The organism is Wolbachia endosymbiont (group B) of Ischnura elegans, assembly GCF_947251585.1.
In the GTDB taxonomy this organism is placed as follows: domain Bacteria; phylum Pseudomonadota; class Alphaproteobacteria; order Rickettsiales; family Anaplasmataceae; genus Wolbachia.
In genome coordinates this window covers 1,777,359-1,797,377 of sequence record NZ_OX366371.1, presented here as the reverse complement: position 1 = coordinate 1,797,377, position 20,019 = coordinate 1,777,359, and the positions used below count along the sequence as shown (strand labels likewise).

Sequence of the window (20,019 nt, the reverse complement as noted above, 5' to 3'; positions counted from 1 at the left end):
GTGTTAGCTACTTGTTTTTTGGATTTCTATACTATTGCTGATTGAAGATTATTGAAATTTTTTGCACATTAAGGAACGCAAGCGTTTATGAGTCAGAGGATAAGTCATATAACATTTACTCGGTCTTAATACTTTGAATTTATATTTAAGTAAACGATAAACAGTAATTGGTATGAGTGATCTATTTAAAAGTGACAATTATGATAAAAATCTCAATTCTTTGATAAGAGTCATAAAGCTGAAGGATACAAAAAAAATTAATGAACAATATGATGAAACACTGAAAGATTTATCTCAAGCTCTGAAGAATTTTACAAACAACGCAAAAGATGTAGCCAAATTTGTTATATATAGCGACTTGAATAATTATGTAGAACCTTTGAGCACAAAGCCACTCGGTTTTATTGGAACATTAAAAGGGATATTAGATAGAGTCTTGGGAAAAGATATTCCAACTAATGATAATGACATAAAAATTTTGTTGGTGATGAATTATCAGGTTTCACTATAGAAAAAGCAGCCGAATACACAAATATTTTAAGTACAATTAATCTATTCAAGAAAGGACTTAAAGAAATTTTAGATTCGAAACAGAGTGGAAAAGGCAATAAAGAACATAAATCATACGAAGTAAGCACGGAAAATAAAACGACATCAAAGCAGAAGGAAGATACTCCTAAGCTGCAAGAAGGAAAACAGCCGGTAGGAAAATTAGTTATGAAGAGAATAAAACGGCCAACAACAGCACCTCCGCCACCTCCTACTGCCTCAAAAAAGGTACACTTTAAACCAGAAATAGAGAATGTATCTCCTGAAGATTCAGGCTATGAAAGTTCATTAAGTGAAGAGTCTGGACATGAGGAAATATCAAATTATCAAGAGAAAAGTAGTAAATCTTCAACAAAAGATTCGGAAGACTCAAAGTTAGCTAAAAAGGAGCCAACTCACAAAACGAAACCTAAGAAAAATGCAGGAACAAGAAGAGGATATAAAAAGAGACAGGCTCCAGAGCCACCAGCGCTAAACGCTACCAATCAAGAAATTAGGCAAGAAACTAAAGAAGATAAATCTGAAATACTGTCAAATCCTAAAAGGCTAGATATTGTTGATCAACAAGTGAGCACGAAACCAATAATAGTAGAAGTGACTTCGCAAAAATCAGCTGAAAGTAAACCAATCCTGAAAAAATCTGCTGATAAAGCAGCATCAGAAGTAAAAGCGGTTATTATAAAAGAAAAAGTAAATAGCAAGAAGGACGGTAGAGTAAAGTCAATAGTAGGAAAATTTGAGCAAAATCAAGTTGCTAAGAGCAAAGCCACCACTGCAACACAAGCAGATATCGGTATGAAGAAAGATCCTGCACCATCGCAAAAAACTGCCTCCCAATCTCACTCATTTCCGGTAGGAAATAAAAGATCTAAAATGAACCCCATAACAGCAAAGTCCGATTCTAAACTTCCGGTTAGTAAAAAACCTCTTCTCACTCATGTTAGTGTAAAGAAAATAGCTGCACGATTTGAAAGCCATGGGAAGAAATAGTTGTAACCTATTGAACAAACCCTATAATATCCTTGATCTTTTTTATATTGTTATTTGCAATCTCTGCTGCTTTTTCTGTACCTTCTTTTAATATTTTATGTAAATGGAGCTGATCCTTCAAAAGACCGTTCAACTTCTCACGTATGGGTGATATAACACTGATGATTAAGCCAGCTAACTCTTTTTTAAAGTGTTTCATATCATGTTTATTCACTTCTTCACACACTTTTTCCACATTTAAATCACTAAGCACTGAATAAATGTTTACCAAATTGTTTACTTCTGGACGGCACTTTAAAGTAGCAAAATCAAAGCCTAGAATTGAATCTGTTTTTGCTTTTTCTATTTTCTTGACAATCAAGTCATCTGTATCGTCAAGGTTAATGCATGAGTATTCTGAAGAATCAGATTTGCTCATCTTGCTTGCTCCATCTCTTAAGCTCATTATCCTTGATGTACAATCCAAAGTTAAGATTTCAGGTATGATGAAATGACTACATTTATAATGATTGTTAAAAGCTGATGCAATATCACGTGCAAGTTCTAAATGCTGTTTTTGATCATCGCCAACAGGAACATATTTAGTTTGATACAGCAATATATCCGCAGCCATAAGTACTGGGTAGCTATATAACCCAAGAGAAGCTTTTTGTCTATCGCTTCCAGCCTTATCTTTAAATTGAGTCATACGATTAAGCCAACCAATTGGTGTATAGCACCCTAGCAGCCAGCCCAATTCTGCATGACCACTAACTGCGGATTGATTGAAAATAATCGACTTTTCCGGATCTATTCCACATGAAATATAAGTTGCTGCTGCTTTAAAAATATTATTTTTTAATTCATTTGCGGGAAGCTTATTTGCTGTGATTGCATGAAGATCAACAACACAAAAAAGAGATTTATATTTATCCTGCAACCCTATCCACTGCTTAATTGCACCAAGATAATTGCCCAAGTGTAATACTCCACTTGGCTGAATACCTGAGAAGACAACTTCTTCCATACCTTGAGTGTTTTATTAGTTACTTTCGCAATCAGCAGATTTTTTAGAAAGAATAACCATTGCAGGACGAAGCAACCTATTTTTAATTGTATAACCAGTTTGTAATACTTCTACAATAGTGCCAGGCTCTTTTTCATTATCTTCTCTTTCCACAACAGCTTGATGTAAATTGCTGTCAAAAGAGTTACCTATTGGATCTATTTCTTCTATTCCATGTTTTTTTAGATCACTCACAATCTTTTGGTGCGCCACTTTTATTCCTTCATGAATAGGATCATCATCTTTCAAGTTTTCCATTGCTTTTTTTAAATTGTCACAAGAGTCGATCATATCACGTGCAAATTTTGTGACTGCATAATCACTTGCATCGCTAATTTGCTTTTGCATTATACGTTTAACGTTTTCATTATCCGCAACAGCGCGACGTAAATGATCTTCAAGCTGAACTGCACGTTCTTTTAATATATTAAGCTCTTCACTTAAATCACCTATTTGCTGATCTTCTTGATCATCCCCTTTTCGTTTACTGACCATATCTGCAAATTTCTTTTTTTTCTCTTTATTACTATCTGACATATCATTCACCCTTACAAACTTAATAAATATATAACAATCAATCTAAAAATATCAAGCGTTAGCTATCCTTGTCTTTCTATGCTTGCATTTAAAAAGTCAATCAAAGCAGTTTTATAAAGAGAATCAGAAAAAGTATCAATATTACTTTGCGCCATATTAATATAGTGTTTAGCTTCTTCCATAGAAACATGAATGGCATTATGATGATTAATATATTGTAATGCTTGGTCAAAATTGTGTCTAGCTGAAGAAAAAGATTTCTCCCAGAATTTTTGTTCTGATGGGCTGCCTTTTTCATATGCTATAATAGAAGGTAAAGTAACTTTACCTTCAAAGAAATCTTTTCCAAGTTGCTTTCCTAAAGTGCCTTGATTAGCAGTATAATCTAGCACGTCATCAATTATTTGGAATGCCATACCAAAATTAAACCCGAAATTCCTTAGCCTCTCTGTTTCGTCACTTGTGGCTCCAGATACTACTGATGCAGCCTCGCAGCATGCAGAAAATAAAGATGCTGTCTTTTCTCCAATGATATTAAAATAATTTTTCCTAATTGTGTTAGGGTCAAAACGCGTTGTCATCTGCTTTATCTCACCCTTGACAAGCAAATTAGATGCCTTAGATAAAATAGAGAGAACACTTAAATTCCCACAGTCTATAAGCCATCTAAATGCTAAGGTCAATAATAGATCACCAACTAAAATGCTTGATTTATTCCCCCAAATTTTATTTGCTGTTGCAACTCCATGGCGTGCCTTACTTTCATCAAGCACATCATCATGAAGTAAAGTAGCGTTGTGTATAAATTCTACCGATGCAGCAATGTTGATCCTACTCTCTCCAGAGTAATTCAGCATTTTACAAATAATAAAAATGAGCTTAGGCCTTATCTTTTTTCCTCCTGAATTAATAAGATGAGATGTAATATCGGTAGCAAGCTTAGTACCTTCATCATTGACATTTTTGAAGATAAAGTCATTCATAGCCAATAAATCAGAAGATACAATATCATCTAATTTACTACTTTTTGTTAAATCAGTGTTTAGCATTTAAGAGGACTTATGCTTCTTGCCCTTGTACTTTCTCAACTTTTTTCTTTTCTATTTTTTTCGATTCTGTTTCTAAATCTACTATGCCTTTTTTAATGAACCACATTACCCTTTCAGTTGCTTGCGCTCCTACACTTAGCCAATGTTTTAATCTATCAGCTTTTACCACAACACGATTTTTATTGTCTTTTGGCAACATTGGATCATATTGTCCTATTCTCTCAATAAAGCGCCCATCTCTTGGTGCTCGTGAATCGGCTACAACTATCCTATAAAAAGGACGTTTCTTTGCCCCAAACCTTGCTAACCTTATTTTAACTGCCATGTCAACCTTTATTCATATATTAATTACAATTTAAATACAATAAACAGCTCAAGTCAAACTAATTGTACCTCTTTTACCTAAAAATACAATATAGCCCCCTCCAATCACTCATAAAAGGAAGATAATAAACTTTTTTATATATCATCAATCATAGCATGATTAACTTCTACTCTATATTTTGATTTTAGATAGCTAATTAACTGTTCCTTTAGCGATATCATCACACGTTTTCCGGTATCAAGCATGTTTAATTTACCATTTGATGAATGCATTTCTTTTAGAACGCCTATTATAATTTCATTATTGTATTGAATAGGATCTGTTACCGAATTAGTTGTTTTCATATTGAAAATCTCTTCTATGAAAGAAAAAGGGTAGTTTTGTTCATTGCGTTGTATTTGCTGGCCTTTAACCAATTTTATACCTTGCATTTCTTCCAAATCTGTCTTTTCTCTTAGTTGAACTGCTACTTCTTGTCCCATTTTAAACATTCTTTCTTTTATAAATTCACTACGCCAAAGCTTTATGGCTGATTCCCTACTTTCTTCAAAATTTTGTAATTTAGGAGGAACGATATCACTGATTTTTACACCAACAACAGTATCTCCAACACCCTTAAAATAATTCTTCTGATCTTTCTCGCGTGAAAAAATGAAAGAAATGAAATCACTGGAATTTCCTACTTCATTACCACTTTGGTCTTTCCCACTAGCATCTACTGGACCAATGGTTTGTATAGGTAAATTGTAATTATTGGAGATTTCTTCAATCGTTGCACCATTGTATATCTTATAATTCACTTGATTTATGAAATCATTGACTTTTTCAAAAGACTTTTGATTGGTTAAAACTGACCTTATGTCTTTTTTTAAATCAACCAAGTCTTCATCAGAGATTTGATGTATGCTTTCTACCTTTATTACGTGCCATCCAAAATTGCTTGTTAAAACTTCACTTACTTCACCTGTTTTGAGAGCAAATACCTTTTCTCTCATATTTTCAGGTAAGAAATCCTTAGTTATATTATTTACTCTGGTTTCATCGAGTTTCACTTTATTAAACTCTTCTATTATTTGTTCAAAGCTTGCTTTACTTTCTTCAAGTGCTCTTCTTGCTATTTCAGCTTTTTCTTTGGTAGGAAATATCACATTGAATATGTCTCTTTGATTTTTAAGTTCCTGATGTTCTATTATACTATCAACCTCTTCATCTGAAATTCTGATTTGATCTTCAAAATATTTTTGATCCAGAGAAATGTATTGCGCAGTTCGATACTCAGGGTAATAAAAATTGGACTTATTTCTTTCATACAAATCAAGTAAGGCTTGATCATCTGGTTCAGGAACGTCTGTAATTGCATCCTCAGTTATTTTAACAATATCAACTACTCTAGTTTGGTAGCGATTTTTGTATATCTGCTCATCAACACCCTCACCAAAAGTTACCGGATAATTATCTTTAAATAACGAAGTCATGAACATTATTGCAGGCAGGATTTTCTCTAGTTTTTCTATATATTCCTTTTCTGTTATATGCAGGCTATTTAGAGTTTGATGGAATTTATTATGGTCAAATTCTCCTTTATCGTCCTGAAAGTACTTGGTATTTTTTATATGGCTTTTGATAGATTCTTCTCCAACTTTTAATCCAAGTTCGCTAATTAGGTTAAACAATAGTTTTTGCTCTATAAGTGCGTTAAGTAAATCATATTTCAGCTTTTTTACTTGTTCTTTACTTACATCAGATCCAGAAATTTGCTTTTCATAATTTTGATATAGTAATTTATATTCATCTGATGTTATAACTTCCTTTCCTACTTTAGCTAATTCTTTCCTTTCATCATCATTTGATAAAAGATTGCCAATCCCCATAAAGATTAATAAGCAAACTAAAAGGAGAACGATTGCCTTGGTAAAAAAATTTCTAATACTCATTGTAAACTCAGTTAACTAACACTTAAATTTAGAATAGCAATAATTTAATATTTGTAAATCTATTAACAAATTAGCTAATATATGTAATATTGTAGTGTATTAAATTGAATGGAAGCTTATATTAACCTAAGAGCCTGTAAGTGATCTCTGAATATGTTAAGATGAGGTATAGTTGACATGAGGTAAAGTATGAGGAATACATATCCAAGTGACATAAGTTGTGAAAAATTCGAAAAGATTAGACTAATTTTAGAAAGCGTGCGAAAGAAAACAAAGCCAAGAAGATTAGGTTTATATGAGTTATTTTGTGGTGTGCTTTATGTACTAAAAAGTTGTAAGTTAAAAATGTGATATAAAAGAGATAAGAGGGAAAGATAACCCTACTCACTATAGGAATAGGGCTATCACGGGCGTGTGCGACCGAATGAAAGTTGGTATTACAACCGTAGCCATCAAGGTAAACTAGCCCCATCTCTCGATACGTTTGAATAGTTGCATGGGACATATGTATGCACCCGTTTACAATCTTAAATTAATTAAACTATCGAGGTTATTTATTATGATTACATCTTATCAAAATTTCATTGGCATTGATATCGGAAAATTTAAAAATGTTGCTGCAGCTTATAACCAAAGGAGCGCTATCAAGTTTGACAATGATGCTACTGGTTGGCAACAGTTGTTTCAAAAATTTTCAGATATCCTACCTAATTCTCTAGTAACTTTAGAAAACACTGGAAAATATGAGCTTGGCTTAGCACATTTTCTTGTTGATAAGAATGTTGCTGTACATCGAGCTAATACTCGTAAAGTAAAAAGTTTTATCATATCACATGGAACTTTAGCAAAGACAGATCAATCAGATGCAAGAGCCCTTGCTCAATATGGTTTTGAACGCTATAGTGCTCTATCTCTATTTGTGCCTATGTCAAAAGAACAAACCGCCTTAGTTGCACTCTGTCAACGTCGTGATGACATTACACAAATGAGAACTCAAGAGAAATGTAGGCTTGCAGCACCTGAAAACGACTATATAAAGGAAAGTTGCCAAAAAACAATAGACTTTTTTACCAGTCAGATAAATGAGTTCAACGATGCCATACAAAGAATTATTGATAAAAATCCAGAGTTACAAAAGCGTCAAAAGATCTTGAGAACAGTGCCAGGAATAGGTCTCAAGTTATCACAAGTTTTTGTGTGTCTAATGCCAGAACTTGGCCACCTAAACAAAAAAGAAGTTGCAAGTCTTGCTGGAGTTGCTCCACATCCAAAAGAAAGCGGTAAAACTATTGGTTACCGAAGGATAACAGGTGGTAGGAGCAATGTTCGTGCAAAGCTTTTCACAGCTGCTATGGCTGCTGCAAGATCTAAATCTGCACTTGGTGCTTTTTATTCTGATCTTATTGGTAGAGGTAAAAAGAAGATGGTAGCTATAACAGCTCTAATGCGAAAAATCATAGTAATTGCCAATGCAAGACTTAAAGAAGCAATTAATATGAAATAAAAAATCTGTATAGAAAATAGGTTAACGAATATGTGCGTCTACACACATTTAAAGCACATATTCGTTAACCATAAAATCTAAGCAGTGCTTGCTGTTTGATATAAATTTCTTTCTGTATAAACTAGGGTTTTTGTTGCCAAAATACATTTTTCAATTGAATAAAAATACAAAATTATCAACAAATGAGACTAAATTCAAAAAATTTTAAAAAACATAGTTGATGGTTACAACGTTTTCGATGAGATTATATGGAAAACTGGATTCCAGTGGGCTTTGTTGCATAGGTCAAATAAAAAGAACTGGCAGTTACTGACAAAATTCACTATAAGACAAGCATTTAACCTACTAAAGAAAAATATGCCACAAAAAATGAGAGTCAGTAACTGCCATGAATATAACAAATTTCTCCAAGAGAGGGGAAATATTTTTTATTACGTCAATGATGCCATAGAAAATTGGTACGAAAAAGGTCCAAAAATGGCTGGTGGCAACTATATTTATAGCGATAAGGTCGTGATTCTGGTTCACATAATAACTTATTTATTTAGAATAGGTCTGAGACAAACAGCGGGATTTATAGCAGGGTACCTTGAGCAAGTAAGGAAAAACTTGCAAGTTATTAGCTATTCCCAGGCCTCAAGAAGGCTTAAAAAACTTAACATCAAAATTAATGATCGAAGACATGATAAAAATAATACAGAAGATATTGAGATTGCCATAGATAGTACTGATCTACAATAATATTCCAGGTCATAGCAAGGCAAATGGTACAGATAGAAAGTATCGCCGCTATGAGCAAACAAGAAAACTGCATGTAATGCTAGAGATAGGTAGCAAAAAAGTTATAGCAGCAAAATACAGTGGCGGAGTTTATTCTGACCACTATGGAGCATGTGATCTTATTGCAAGGATTGATGTTAAATATAATATAAGCACACTATATGCAGACAGGGCATATAATCGAAAGAAGTTATACAAACTGTGCGATGAGCTTGACATAAAGACAAGGATTCCTCCGCAAAATAATTCAGTAGAGCATCCAAAGTTGGATTATATGGATGAGAGAAATTCTACAATCAAGCTCATAAAGTCATATGATGAAGATGGTATGAAGAGGTGGAAAAAAGAGATAAATTATGGGAAGAGATCTTATATAGAAAGTTTTTTCTCGCGACTGAAGCAAACATTTGGGTTTAGTTTTAGAAACAAATCTGAGGTTAATCGTGAGAGAGAACTGCTACTCAAGTGTTATTTGCTTAACAAATTTACTGATATAGGCATGGCTAAATTTGAGATAGCTTCATGAATTTATTCCACGTTACCTATTATCCGAAGAGTGATGCAACAAAGCCATCCCAGTATCAAGCACTGGGATGACAGGAAAAGGGCTACTCGGATGACATCCTTTTTTTCCTGGATACCAGTCGCATGACACTACTATATAGTAGGTCCCAATTTTATTCCAGTCTGGGATCTTCTTTCAAAAATTCAAAACAATCTATTAAAAAGGAGAATATTATGTCTACAATAATTTTATCATCAATTTTAAGTAAAGCGGGCAGTATTTTTGGGCCAATTGGCCAGATTGTTGGCTCAGAACTCGGTGCTCTGCTTGGTGCACAGCTTGATAATGCAATATTTGGTCTTGATGCCGAGCAAAAGATAACGCATGGGGCGAGGTTGAAAAATCTGCAAGTTCAAACCTCAACTTATGGCAAAGCAATTCCAATTATCTATGGCACTGCTCGCATTGCTGGAAACATTATTTGGTCACAGCCAATAAAAGAGGAGGCGATAACCACTCAAAATAAAACAGGAAGAGGTATAAATATTACATATAACTACTATGCAACACTCGCAATTGCAATTTGCAAGGGGAAAGTAGAAAAATTAAATAGAATCTGGGCGGATATAAAATCGCTTAGTTTTGATGAAATAGATTATACTTTTTACCACGGCAGAGAAGACCAAAACCCTGATCCGTTTATGTTATCAATCGAAGGTGAGAAGAATGTACCAGCTTATAGAGGAATATCTTACATAGTCATCAAAAATTTCCCTTTGGCAGACTATAGTAATCGTGTTCCGGTGTTTACATTTGAAGTGCAAACTGCACTGAAGCTCAGTGGATTCTTAGTAGCAGAAAACATTAAAAATATCAATATCATACCAGGTTCAGGGGAGTTTGTGTATGATACGAAAATACAGAAGAAAATTGCACGAGAAAAAATAAGCAGTAGTCAATATATTCCCTATGGACCGGTACAAAGAGTAAATCACAATAATCACACAAAAAAGAGCGATGCTATGCTTTCTTTGGACCAATTGAAGGAAAGTTTACCAAATGTTGAATGGGCATCGGTAGTGGTTAATTGGTTTGCAAGCAGTTTGAATATCAAAGATTGTAAAATATATCCTGCAGTTGAATTTCAAGACGATTCTGCTATAGTGCCTGATGATTGGCAAGTGGGAAATATAACCAGGGATAATGCCCAGCTCATTTCAAAAGATAATCATGGAAATCCAAGATATGGTGGTACAGTTAGCGATGCAGCACTAATAAGATATATAGAAGAGCTGCATAGCAGAGGTTATAAGGTGATGCTCTATCCAATGCTCTTGCTTGACACAAAAAACAAAGAGTGGCGAGGAAAATTGAGCGGTACTCCTCAGGATATAAGTGATTTTTTTGAGAATCAGTATAGCAAATTCATAGAGCATTACACGAGCATTGCCAAACAAACTAAAGTGGAAGGGTTTATTATTGGTTCTGAGTTTGCTCAGCTTACCAGAGTAAAAGATGTAGAGGGTAACTATCCTGCAGTAGCAGAACTAGTTAAAGTTGCAAAGCAAGTAAAGCTTCAGCTTGGAAAAGAAGTAAACGTAACTTACGCTGCCGATTGGAGTGAGTATCATTCATATGATGGTTGGTATAATATGGATGAACTTTGGTCTTCACAGTTCATCGATGTTATTGGCATAGATGCTTATTTTCCACTCACCGATGGCCCAGAACCTCCTTTTGGCTATTCCGCGAAAGATGTAACGGGTGGTTGGAGCAGTGGGGTAGGGTATGATTATTTTTACGATTACTCAAAAAGTGATCCTGAGAAAATAAAGTATAATGACAGCGAATATGCGTGGAAAAATATCGAGAAATGGTGGAGTGAAGTTCATGTAAATCCAGGTGGTAGTAAAACAAAATGGCAACCAAAAATGAAGAAAATATGGTTTACCGAATATGGATTTCCCAGTATGAACGGCTGCACTAATGAGCCCAATGTGTTTGTTGATAAAGGTAGTATAGAGAGTAAATATCCACGATACTCAAACGGAGAGGTGAGCTTTCTTTCGCAGAAAACTGCAATCGAAGGAACATTAAAAAAGTGGCAAAGCTCAGAAATGGTGGAGAAAATGTTCCTCTGGGCGTGGGATGCAAGGCCATTTCCTTATTTCTCCAATTTATGTGACATGTGGGCTGACTGCCATAACTGGCAGACCGGGCACTGGATTCAGGGAAAAATTTCACAACTTAATGTTTCCAATGTTTTGTCTGATCTGTTGCAAAAGGTAGGTCTCAAAGGCGATCAGTTTGATACAAGTGATGTTAAAGGATTACTATCTGGGTATGTAATAAATGATCAGCAACCCGTACGCTCAATTATTAAAATGCTGCGAAGGTGCTATTTTTTGATGTGGTTGAACAGAACTCAAAACTGAAATTTATTCAAAAGGGCAGGGGAGTGACAACTGAAATACCAATTGGCGAGATGGTTACCAATAACGTTGCAAAACTTGTTAATATTAGTCAGCTAGATTTAAATAGTAAAGTCAATGTTGTCTATTTTAACCGCAATTTTGGCTATCCAATTGATGTGAAATATGCTGAACTGCCAAAGCAGGGCAATGCTGCAACAGTTGAAATACCTCTCATTATGGAGGAAGGGGAGGCGCAAAATATAGCTGAAGTTTTACTTTATTCTTCGTGGCAAGAGAGAAATGTATACAACTTTAAGCTCCCGATAAAATATGCATGGCTTTTACCAAGTGATGTCATAGCAATTTCAGATGGCGAGAATGTACTAGACACAACTTAATCTGACAGCAACGAATTAACTGACAGAAGAATTGAGGTAGTTAAAACTAATATCAGTCTCTTGTTTAACGTTACTAATATTTTTCTGAAAAGCAATGTGTTTGCTATCAAGAAAAGTCTGCATAGGCGTTTTACCATAGCAATATTTACCTGAGTGAGGCCTGGTCTCATTGTAAGAGCGTAACCAATGATCAACATCTATCTGCAAATCTTCTAAAGAACTGTAGATTTTCTTTCTAAAGATAATATTGTAACACTCATCTTGCATAGTTTTATGAAACCTTTCGCATATGCCATTAGTTTGTGGTGAATTGGCTTTAGTTCTTGAATGATCAATATTTTCAATTCCCAAATAAAGCTGATAAGCATGATTTTCTGGTTTGCCACAATATTCTGTACCTCTATCAGTCAAAATGCGCAATAATGGCACGTTTTGTACATCGAAAAATGGTATTACTCTATCATTCAGCAAGTCGGCAGCGGTAATAGCAGTTTTATCTGTATAAAGCTTAGCAAAAGCCACTCTCGAATATGTATCAATAAAAGTCTGCTGGTAAATGCGCCCAACGCCCTTGATATTGCCTACGTAATAAGTATCTTGAGACCCTAAATAACCTGAGTGTTCTGTTTCAATTTCACCGTGAGCTTCTCTTTGCTCTTTAACTTTTTCCAATGCTGCAAGTTGCTCTTCAGTTAAAATTATGCCGTCTTGTGCAACCTTTGCTTCAAGGGCTTTAAGTCTTTTTTTGAACGTTTCAATGTCATTTCTTAGCCATACAGATCTTACGCCACCTTCGGAAATTATTACACCCCTTTTTCTCAGCTCATTTGCAGCTCTTTGTTGTCCATATGCTGGAAATTCTGTAGCTATGCCAATTATTGCCCTTTCTATATCTTCGGAAACTCTGTTTGCTAATAGGGGTTTTTTCTTACTTATTTCATGTAATGCTCCTTCTCCCCCACTTTCATATAACTCCTTAAATCGATAAAATGTATCACGCGAATAACCCATCACCTTACACGCTTGTGATACGTTACCTAATTGCTTTGCTAGTTCTAATAACCCTAACTTTGGTTTTAGTATTTTTGTTTGTATCGTACTCATATCTAACACTCCTTTCTTTTATTATTTTATAACTTACTTTTTTAAAGTGTCAGATCAAGTTCTATCTAATACAGAACGGTAATCCTTGTTTTCATCTCTCTCTATAGGTAGTAGATCGGTATACTCTTGACCAGCATTGTAAAATTCTTCAAATTCTTTCTTATATGAATCAGTTTTTTGATTATCAGCAGTTTCAGGATTTTCGCAATGATCCTTCCACAACTCGCCAAATGCATCTTGTACAAGCTCTTTCTCAATATCTTTAAGTACTGAAGCAACAAATGCTTTGCCATGATCCGTATCTATTTCTCTTGTTCCTTTTTTGTTAAATATTTCGTCATTATATATATCATCACTATTAAAAAGTTCGCTTCTGCGGTACTTAGCTCCTTCCTTAAATGCAATAATAAAATTTTTATCTATTTCTTTTCCGTTAATAATAAAATTCATCCTTTGAAAATCTAAGAACATTGTTTCACCGGAATTCGCTAATTTATTATCTTGATTTGTTCTTAATTTACTAAAATTGAATTCTTTAGCTGTAGCCTTTAATCTAACTACTGGATTCTTCTTTGCCTCTTTCATGATTAACACCTTACTATAAATATGCTGTAAGTTGTATCATATAATGATAAATAATTTGATAAGATATTAAGAAAACTGATAGTATATTTTCGAATCCCATTTATAGTACTTTAAACCTGTATGAGGGATTTATAAATAAAGATAGAGATTTATAAGTTTTCTCTACAGCTAAAATCCTCAGCTCCAGGAGTGAATTTTCCTACACCACAAGCAAATGGTCCTGTTGTAACGTCAAGCCACTTATCCTCTCTTGAACCTTTAGACATTCCTTTTACTAACTGCTTCGCCTGTAAAAGTTCCTGTACCATACGTTCTAGTTTGTCTCTTCCCATATTGTGAAAAATTTCAGGTAGCCTATGCCGTTGTTTATATACTCCTGTGCTTCCTGTATGAGTAAATGGATGTCCTGCAATAGCAGATCGTTTAATTGCATTGATAAGGTATATCTTAAGACTTTTATCACTAACATCTTTAACTTTTAATTGCGCTGTTATATCTTCTAGTAGTCCTGTTTCTTGATTTCTTAGGTAAGTACGTACAGTGCGATCAGCTAACCCATTTGCTTTAACAACTGCCCCGGAAAATAAAGCATTTTGTCTTGGAGTCTCACCCATTGACCTAAAGATTTCTTGCTTAGCTGTATCTTCTATTGGCCAAAAAGCATATGAACATCTAACACCATTAACAAGGGCAGAGGTACCTCTAATTGCATCTCTTGCTTGCTCAACAGTTAGTATAGGTTTTTCTCCTTTTGGTTTTCTCATATGGTGAGCAGTAATAATTGAAGCTCCAGTACTACACGCTAGATCAGATAGCAAACACATCAGATAATCTCCTACAGCAGGATGGCTTTGTTGCATAGCTAGTGTTGGTTGAGGTTATTGTAAGGAGAAAAGCTTATGGTTACTAACGCATTTTGTTGTAAAATAGGCATTTTTCAAACAAGTATAACTTATGCCACAAAAAATGAGAGTAAGTAACCAAAGAGAATATAATGAGTTTCTAAAAAAAAGAGGAAATGTTTTTCATTTTGTTAATCAAGCCATAGAAAATTGGTATGAAAATAGTCCAAAAGTTGCAGGTGGCAATAACACTTATAGTGATAAAGTTGTAATTTTAATACACATAATAGTTCATCTTTTTAGAATTGGCTTGAGACAAGCTGTAGGTTTTGTAAAAGGTTATATGGTACAAATAGGCAAAAAACTTAAGATTATCAGCTATACACAAGCTTCCAGAAGATTTAAAAAGCTTAATTTGAAGATTGATGACCATAGAAGCAATAAAGATGATCTGGAAAATGTTGAAATTGCCGTAGATAGCACTAGAGTTAGTATCTACAATAATAACGGTGGGCATAGTAAGCTTAATATTCGAAAAAGAAAATACAGTGGTTATGGTCAAGTAAGAAAATTACATGTTATTTTAAACATAAATGATAAGAAAGCAATAAGCATGAACTACACTAGTGGTGTTGCTGTAGACTATTTGCCGGTCTGCGATATGTTAGAAGAAGTCAGTGATAAATATAACATTTGTTCTATTCGAGCAGATGCGGCTTATGATATAAAAAGTGTGTATAAAGAATGCAGAAAATACAATATTGTGCCTATTATTCGCCCTAGGAAGGATACTAAAATTTGTTTAGCTGACTACTTATCAGAAAGAAACAAGTATATTAGTAGAATTAGGTCATATGAGAATTATGAAGATGGTATTAATGAATGGAAGAAAAAAGTTAAGTATGGAGCACGGTCTTATATTGAAGTCTTTTTCTATAGGTTGAAGCAAATATTTGGGTTTGGCTTGAAAAATAAATCAGAGGTAAATCGTGAAAAAGAGCTGTTAATTAAGTGCTACTTACTGAACAAATTTACTGATATTGGTATGGCTAAATTTAAATTAGCTGCGTAAGTTCATTGTGATTTACATGCCTATCAGTGCTATGCAACAAAGCCCAGCAGGATCAGCATTTATATCTGCATGAATAAATGAAGCAAGTGGATCAAATACTATCAGTTTTAGATCTTTTATTTCCTCGAGCTGCTTCATGATTGATTCAAATTCAGGAGAAATTTCAACGATTTTACCACGAACATTTCTGAGTATTGTAAGTGATCCTCTGACATTTGGCAGTGGTACAATAAATAATTTATCTTTATGTTTTAACCTTTCGCACTTAGGGTCGAGTCGTTCTAAGCGGCGGTGTATCTCACTTGCATCATCTTCTGCTGAAAAAATTACCACTGATCCATGCTCAGTAACAAATGAACCAAAACTACATATCTGATCTTTATCACTTATAACTTTAAGTGCTAGATCAAGAAGAAGCATGCCTTTACCTGTATCTCCCATAGCAGCCACTATTGAAGTAACTCCTAAAGGAAATACTCCCTCAACAAGAAACTTTTGCTCTGGTACCGGACCTACAAAGCGTTCTGCACTCCAGTCTAAAATCTTTAGTGGCGGTTTAATTATTACTTTTTTTGCGTTGTTCTTGATAAAATCAGAGACGTTTATGCTTTCTTGTAAATAGTCAGCAGCATCCCAGCCTTTCGGTTTATTCTCTGGAATTTTAATCATAGAAAGTGATGCAATACCTAAACTAATAAGTTTTGTAGTAGCATTTTCAGCATACTTTTTACCTGGTTCATCATTATCTGGCCAAATAATAATATTTTTACCTTTAAGTGGAGTCCAATCTGTTTTCTCAATAAGTGCATTTGCTCCAGACATTGCTGTTGTTGCTGTAATACCTTGTTTTATCAGCTCTTCTGCACATTTTTCTCCCTCAACCAGAACAACTTTATCGGACTTTAAGATACCTGGAATGTTGTAGAGTGGTCTTATCTCTGGTGTTCCAAAGTCGGATCTTTTAATATCAAAAGGAAGATATCGCTTTCCATTATCATCATAACGATAGACTCTAACAATAGCTTGGCCGTTTTCATCGTAATAATCCCAATATCCAGTTGGATTACCTGAGTTTTGAAATGACCAAGCCACTGAGCTATAGAAGTCATTACTTCAGGAAACTCTATTCTCGTACTTTTTCTATGTACTCCTGCCCAAAGATCAATGATATCACCACCTTCTCCTGTTGCAAAATCATGCCATAGGCCAGCTTCACTGCCACTTAATTCTACTACTAGACTCTTGCCTTTATCACCTTGTATATTGCCTACATAAAACTTATCACTACGAAAAATCCCTCTTGGCAATAGATAAGAAAGGCATGATCTGATATTTAACAGAAGCTGAGCTTTAAGTTGTTCTTTTTCTACTAAAGGTGCATTTTTTCGTGGAGCTGCAGTATTAAAATCACAATAGATACCCATAAAATCTCCAATATATTTAAAGTTTAGAAATTTGGTTAAGCTGTAGCTATCCAGCGTCCGTTAACCATATTTATGAATTTTGTTGGTATTGGTTTGCCGTTTTTAAGTTCGTACATCAATTGCAGAGTATTCCTTTCTGGCCTAAATATCATTATTCCAGATGTATATAAACTTCTTAAAACATTAGCACCACTCAATGCTTGAAATGGATTCTTTTTTAACGTGGTTGTTGACACTTTTTTGGTGTAATGTGTAACTATTACTCCAGCCGTAGGATTAGTTATAGAGCGTAGTTCATCAATACCATTTTGCAGAAAAGAGATCATACTCCTATAATCAAAAAGAGAGTCTATCACTATAAGATCAACTGTTTTTACATCGAGATTTTCCGACATAATTTCTTTTATTTTTTCCACATTCAAAGTTAACTGTACTTTTTTAGTAATAACTAAGTTTTCTGTTCCTTCATCAAGGATTTTCTTGCTGATTCTTAGCTTCTGTAAGCGCTCTCTTATGTAATCATATTCCATTTCATTCTGTAGATAGAATATCTTAAGTGGCCTTGCAGGCTTCATACCAAGAAATGATACTACTACCCCTACAACAACATTGCAAGCATTGATTTTTTTCCATATGAAAAGAGTCTGGAAGCTCTTTTACTCTAAACACGATGTTTACATCCTCAAAATTAATCTCAATTCGCTTAACTAACGTTCTAATAATATCACGTTTAGTTAGCCAGTCTGCATTATTAAGACTTGAGTTAATACTAGAGGAAAACCCCTCTAAATTTGTTACTACTAGAGTTAACTCTTGTGTGAGTTTTTTCTGATCAAATATCTTTTTCTTTTGTTCTTCAACCATTTTTAAGTTTTGTTTCATTGCTTTAATTCTTGGCTCAAATTCTTCTTGATCAATATATTCTTGAGCATAACTATCAATTAACCTTGCAATACCTCGTTTTAATTTATCTTCTTGTGTTTCAAGCAAAGCGCTTTTTTGATCTAGTGGTGATTTTTTAAGTTCTGAAAGTCTACGTTTATACTCCTCTAATATTCTATTCGGATTTTTTAATAGATGTTTCACCTCTTCCCACACAGCCATGTCTAATGTATCTGTACGAATTAATTTGTTGTTACACATTTTATTACCGCCAAAACGGTATGAATCCGTGCCAACACAACGATAATATACCTGATTATTAGTTTTTTTCCCCTCCTTATTCCTTGCAGTGCTAGTACCATAATATGCATAATTGCAAAGCTTACATACTACTAAACCTTGCAATAAATGTCTTGCTCCTCTTTGTCTTGTTCTTGCTATTTTTCTATTCTCAGCTAATTGTTCTTGAACGATTTCAAATAAATCTTCGCTTACTATACTAGGTACTTTAATATAAATCCAATCCTCTTTTGGAACAGGATAAGTAGAATAATTATCTTTTGGATGCTCGCAGGAGTTTTTTTTCGGTCTTATATGTTTTAGTTTTACGCCAAACCTTGTTTTACCAAAAGCTGCTTGTCCTTTATAAGCAGAGTTTTTTAACATACTCAAAACTACAGCCCTATCCCAATACTCTTTTCCAGTTCTCGTCATAATGGACATAGCACTTAGCCTACGACATACTTCTCCTATACTGGCTCTTTCTCTTCCTACCCAAGAGAATACTTTACGAACAACTTCAGCTTCTTCTTCATAAATCTCAAATAAGGCCTGTCCTGTTTCTGTATTTTTGTTTATATAACGATAGCCATAAGGAGCAGCACTCATTACACTTATACAACCCTTATTTGCTGCATAAATCTTTCCTCGACGACTTCGTTCCATGATTTTTGCACGTTCGTATTCTGCTATCATACCTTGCATTTGTAATAGTAATTGAGATTCTGGATGGCTTTGTTGCATAGCTAGTGTTGGTTGAGGTTATTGTAAGGAGAAAAGCTTATGGTTACTAACGCATTTTGTTGTAAAATAGGCATTTTTCAAACAAGTATAACTTATGCCACAAAAAATGAGAGTAAGTAACCAAAGAGAATATAATGAGTTTCTAAAAAAAAGAGGAAATGTTTTTCATTTTGTTAATCAAGCCATAGAAAATTGGTATGAAAATAGTCCAAAAGTTGCAGGTGGCAATAACACTTATAGTGATAAAGTTGTAATTTTAATACACATAATAGTTCATCTTTTTAGAATTGGCTTGAGACAAGCTGTAGGTTTTGTAAAAGGTTATATGGTACAAATAGGCAAAAAACTTAAGATTATCAGCTATACACAAGCTTCCAGAAGATTTAAAAAGCTTAATTTGAAGATTGATGACCATAGAAGCAATAAAGATGATCTGGAAAATGTTGAAATTGCCGTAGATAGCACTAGAGTTAGTATCTACAATAATAACGGTGGGCATAGTAAGCTTAATATTCGAAAAAGAAAATACAGTGGTTATGGTCAAGTAAGAAAATTACATGTTATTTTAAACATAAATGATAAGAAAGCAATAAGCATGAACTACACTAGTGGTGTTGCTGTAGACTATTTGCCGGTCTGCGATATGTTAGAAGAAGTCAGTGATAAATATAACATTTGTTCTATTCGAGCAGATGCGGCTTATGATATAAAAAGTGTGTATAAAGAATGCAGAAAATACAATATTGTGCCTATTATTCGCCCTAGGAAGGATACTAAAATTTGTTTAGCTGACTACTTATCAGAAAGAAACAAGTATATTAGTAGAATTAGGTCATATGAGAATTATGAAGATGGTATTAATGAATGGAAGAAAAAAGTTAAGTATGGAGCACGGTCTTATATTGAAGTCTTTTTCTATAGGTTGAAGCAAATATTTGGGTTTGGCTTGAAAAATAAATCAGAGGTAAATCGTGAAAAAGAGCTGTTAATTAAGTGCTACTTACTGAACAAATTTACTGATATTGGTATGGCTAAATTTAAATTAGCTGCGTAAGTT

Annotated in this window: 15 protein-coding genes and 5 pseudogenes; 9 read left to right on the top strand and 11 right to left on the bottom strand. The window is 34.2% G+C overall.

All coding sequences use genetic code 11. From position 1 onward, the window contains the following. Positions 1–172: 172 nt before the first annotated feature. Both OPR58_RS09325 and OPR58_RS09320 read left to right on the top strand, forming a co-directional pair. The gene (locus OPR58_RS09325; protein WP_265022527.1) at positions 173–511 is read left to right on the top strand and encodes a hypothetical protein; all 339 of its coding nucleotides are present in this window, start codon (positions 173–175) and stop codon (positions 509–511) included. Between the two features lie 206 nt (positions 512–717). Then, a complete protein-coding gene (locus OPR58_RS09320) occupies positions 718–1,539 on the top strand; it encodes a hypothetical protein (RefSeq protein WP_265022526.1) in 822 nt (273 codons plus the stop codon). A gap of 7 nt (positions 1,540–1,546) precedes the next feature. Here OPR58_RS09320 and trpS read toward each other — a convergent pair whose 3' ends face one another. The 5 genes from trpS to OPR58_RS09295 form a co-directional block, all read right to left on the bottom strand. Next, on the bottom strand, positions 1,547–2,545 hold the full coding sequence (gene trpS, locus OPR58_RS09315) for a tryptophan--tRNA ligase (protein ID WP_265022525.1): 999 nt from the start codon (positions 2,543–2,545) through the stop codon (positions 1,547–1,549). A gap of 15 nt (positions 2,546–2,560) precedes the next feature. Beyond that, positions 2,561–3,121: a nucleotide exchange factor GrpE gene (locus OPR58_RS09310; RefSeq protein ID WP_017531799.1), complete on the bottom strand. Its 561-nt coding sequence runs from the start codon at positions 3,119–3,121 to the stop codon at positions 2,561–2,563. A 62-nt stretch (positions 3,122–3,183) separates the two neighbouring features. Further along, positions 3,184–4,170, bottom strand: a complete 987-nt coding sequence (locus OPR58_RS09305; RefSeq protein WP_010402250.1) for a polyprenyl synthetase family protein — start codon at positions 4,168–4,170, stop codon at positions 3,184–3,186. A 10-nt stretch (positions 4,171–4,180) separates the two neighbouring features. Then, positions 4,181–4,495, bottom strand: a complete 315-nt coding sequence (gene rpsP / locus OPR58_RS09300; protein ID WP_006015540.1) for a 30S ribosomal protein S16 — start codon at positions 4,493–4,495, stop codon at positions 4,181–4,183. A gap of 134 nt (positions 4,496–4,629) precedes the next feature. Continuing rightward, positions 4,630–6,429, bottom strand: coding sequence for a peptidylprolyl isomerase (locus OPR58_RS09295; RefSeq protein WP_265022524.1), 1,800 nt, complete (start codon positions 6,427–6,429; stop codon positions 4,630–4,632). 189 nt (positions 6,430–6,618) lie between these two features. Between OPR58_RS09295 and OPR58_RS09290 the strand changes: the two are divergent. The 5 genes and pseudogenes from OPR58_RS09290 to OPR58_RS09265 form a co-directional block, all read left to right on the top strand. Then, a pseudogene (locus OPR58_RS09290) lies at positions 6,619–6,762 on the top strand (IS5/IS1182 family transposase); the annotation flags it as partial. 226 nt (positions 6,763–6,988) lie between these two features. Further along, positions 6,989–7,933: an IS110 family RNA-guided transposase gene (locus tag OPR58_RS09285; RefSeq protein WP_265022222.1), complete on the top strand. Its 945-nt coding sequence runs from the start codon at positions 6,989–6,991 to the stop codon at positions 7,931–7,933. Positions 7,934–8,290: 357 nt separating this feature from the next. After that, positions 8,291–9,239 (top strand): annotated as a pseudogene (locus OPR58_RS11440) (IS5 family transposase). A 212-nt stretch (positions 9,240–9,451) separates the two neighbouring features. Beyond that, positions 9,452–11,653: a baseplate megatron protein TIM-barrel domain-containing protein gene (locus tag OPR58_RS09270; RefSeq protein WP_265022523.1), complete on the top strand. Its 2,202-nt coding sequence runs from the start codon at positions 9,452–9,454 to the stop codon at positions 11,651–11,653. Beyond that, the gene (locus OPR58_RS09265) at positions 11,614–12,030 is read left to right on the top strand and encodes a phage tail protein (RefSeq protein ID WP_320109889.1); all 417 of its coding nucleotides are present in this window, start codon (positions 11,614–11,616) and stop codon (positions 12,028–12,030) included. The genes OPR58_RS09270 and OPR58_RS09265 overlap by 40 nt, the downstream gene beginning before the upstream one ends. Positions 12,031–12,045: 15 nt before the next feature. On the opposite strand, the gene OPR58_RS09260 is transcribed toward OPR58_RS09265, so the two are convergent. The 3 genes and pseudogenes from OPR58_RS09260 to OPR58_RS09250 form a co-directional block, all read right to left on the bottom strand. Next, on the bottom strand, positions 12,046–13,134 hold the full coding sequence (locus OPR58_RS09260) for an IS481 family transposase (RefSeq protein ID WP_019236582.1): 1,089 nt from the start codon (positions 13,132–13,134) through the stop codon (positions 12,046–12,048). A gap of 72 nt (positions 13,135–13,206) precedes the next feature. Continuing rightward, positions 13,207–13,719: pseudogene (locus OPR58_RS09255) on the bottom strand (hypothetical protein); the annotation flags it as partial. A 149-nt stretch (positions 13,720–13,868) separates the two neighbouring features. After that, positions 13,869–14,564, bottom strand: a pseudogene (locus OPR58_RS09250) (P-loop NTPase family protein); the annotation flags it as partial. Between the two features lie 109 nt (positions 14,565–14,673). On the opposite strand from OPR58_RS09250, the gene OPR58_RS09245 reads away from it, so the two are divergent. Next, positions 14,674–15,633: an IS5 family transposase gene (locus OPR58_RS09245; RefSeq protein ID WP_265022212.1), complete on the top strand. Its 960-nt coding sequence runs from the start codon at positions 14,674–14,676 to the stop codon at positions 15,631–15,633. Between the two features lie 45 nt (positions 15,634–15,678). On the opposite strand, the pseudogene OPR58_RS09240 reads toward OPR58_RS09245, so the two are convergent. The 3 genes and pseudogenes from OPR58_RS09240 to OPR58_RS09230 all read right to left on the bottom strand — a co-directional run. Next, positions 15,679–17,057: pseudogene (locus OPR58_RS09240) on the bottom strand (AAA family ATPase); the annotation flags it as partial. A gap of 35 nt (positions 17,058–17,092) precedes the next feature. Then, a complete protein-coding gene (locus OPR58_RS09235; RefSeq protein ID WP_265022519.1) occupies positions 17,093–17,587 on the bottom strand; it encodes a helicase RepA family protein in 495 nt (164 codons plus the stop codon). Between the two features lie 22 nt (positions 17,588–17,609). Further along, the gene (locus OPR58_RS09230; RefSeq protein ID WP_265022518.1) at positions 17,610–18,962 is read right to left on the bottom strand and encodes a recombinase family protein; all 1,353 of its coding nucleotides are present in this window, start codon (positions 18,960–18,962) and stop codon (positions 17,610–17,612) included. A 94-nt stretch (positions 18,963–19,056) separates the two neighbouring features. On the opposite strand from OPR58_RS09230, the gene OPR58_RS09225 reads away from it, so the two are divergent. Then, positions 19,057–20,016, top strand: a complete 960-nt coding sequence (locus OPR58_RS09225) for an IS5 family transposase (RefSeq protein WP_265022212.1) — start codon at positions 19,057–19,059, stop codon at positions 20,014–20,016. Positions 20,017–20,019 lie beyond the last annotated feature (3 nt).

What these genes read in the sequence shown, in the direction of transcription:
- OPR58_RS09325 (WP_265022527.1), top strand. Translation starts at nt 173, where the DNA reads ATGAGTGATCTATTTAAAAGTGACAATTATGATAAAAATCTCAATTCT.
- OPR58_RS09260 (WP_019236582.1), bottom strand. Translation starts at nt 13,134, where the DNA reads ATGAGTACGATACAAACAAAAATACTAAAACCAAAGTTAGGGTTATTA.
- OPR58_RS09225 (WP_265022212.1), top strand. Translation starts at nt 19,057, where the DNA reads ATGCCACAAAAAATGAGAGTAAGTAACCAAAGAGAATATAATGAGTTT.
- OPR58_RS09295 (WP_265022524.1), bottom strand. Translation starts at nt 6,429, where the DNA reads ATGAGTATTAGAAATTTTTTTACCAAGGCAATCGTTCTCCTTTTAGTT.
- OPR58_RS09230 (WP_265022518.1), bottom strand. Translation starts at nt 18,962, where the DNA reads ATGCAACAAAGCCATCCAGAATCTCAATTACTATTACAAATGCAAGGT.
- OPR58_RS09310 (WP_017531799.1), bottom strand. Translation starts at nt 3,121, where the DNA reads ATGTCAGATAGTAATAAAGAGAAAAAAAAGAAATTTGCAGATATGGTC.
- trpS (WP_265022525.1), bottom strand. Translation starts at nt 2,545, where the DNA reads ATGGAAGAAGTTGTCTTCTCAGGTATTCAGCCAAGTGGAGTATTACAC.
- OPR58_RS09270 (WP_265022523.1), top strand. Translation starts at nt 9,452, where the DNA reads ATGTCTACAATAATTTTATCATCAATTTTAAGTAAAGCGGGCAGTATT.
- OPR58_RS09245 (WP_265022212.1), top strand. Translation starts at nt 14,674, where the DNA reads ATGCCACAAAAAATGAGAGTAAGTAACCAAAGAGAATATAATGAGTTT.
- OPR58_RS09305 (WP_010402250.1), bottom strand. Translation starts at nt 4,170, where the DNA reads ATGCTAAACACTGATTTAACAAAAAGTAGTAAATTAGATGATATTGTA.
- rpsP (WP_006015540.1), bottom strand. Translation starts at nt 4,495, where the DNA reads ATGGCAGTTAAAATAAGGTTAGCAAGGTTTGGGGCAAAGAAACGTCCT.
- OPR58_RS09235 (WP_265022519.1), bottom strand. Translation starts at nt 17,587, where the DNA reads ATGGAATATGATTACATAAGAGAGCGCTTACAGAAGCTAAGAATCAGC.
- OPR58_RS09285 (WP_265022222.1), top strand. Translation starts at nt 6,989, where the DNA reads ATGATTACATCTTATCAAAATTTCATTGGCATTGATATCGGAAAATTT.
- OPR58_RS09320 (WP_265022526.1), top strand. Translation starts at nt 718, where the DNA reads ATGAAGAGAATAAAACGGCCAACAACAGCACCTCCGCCACCTCCTACT.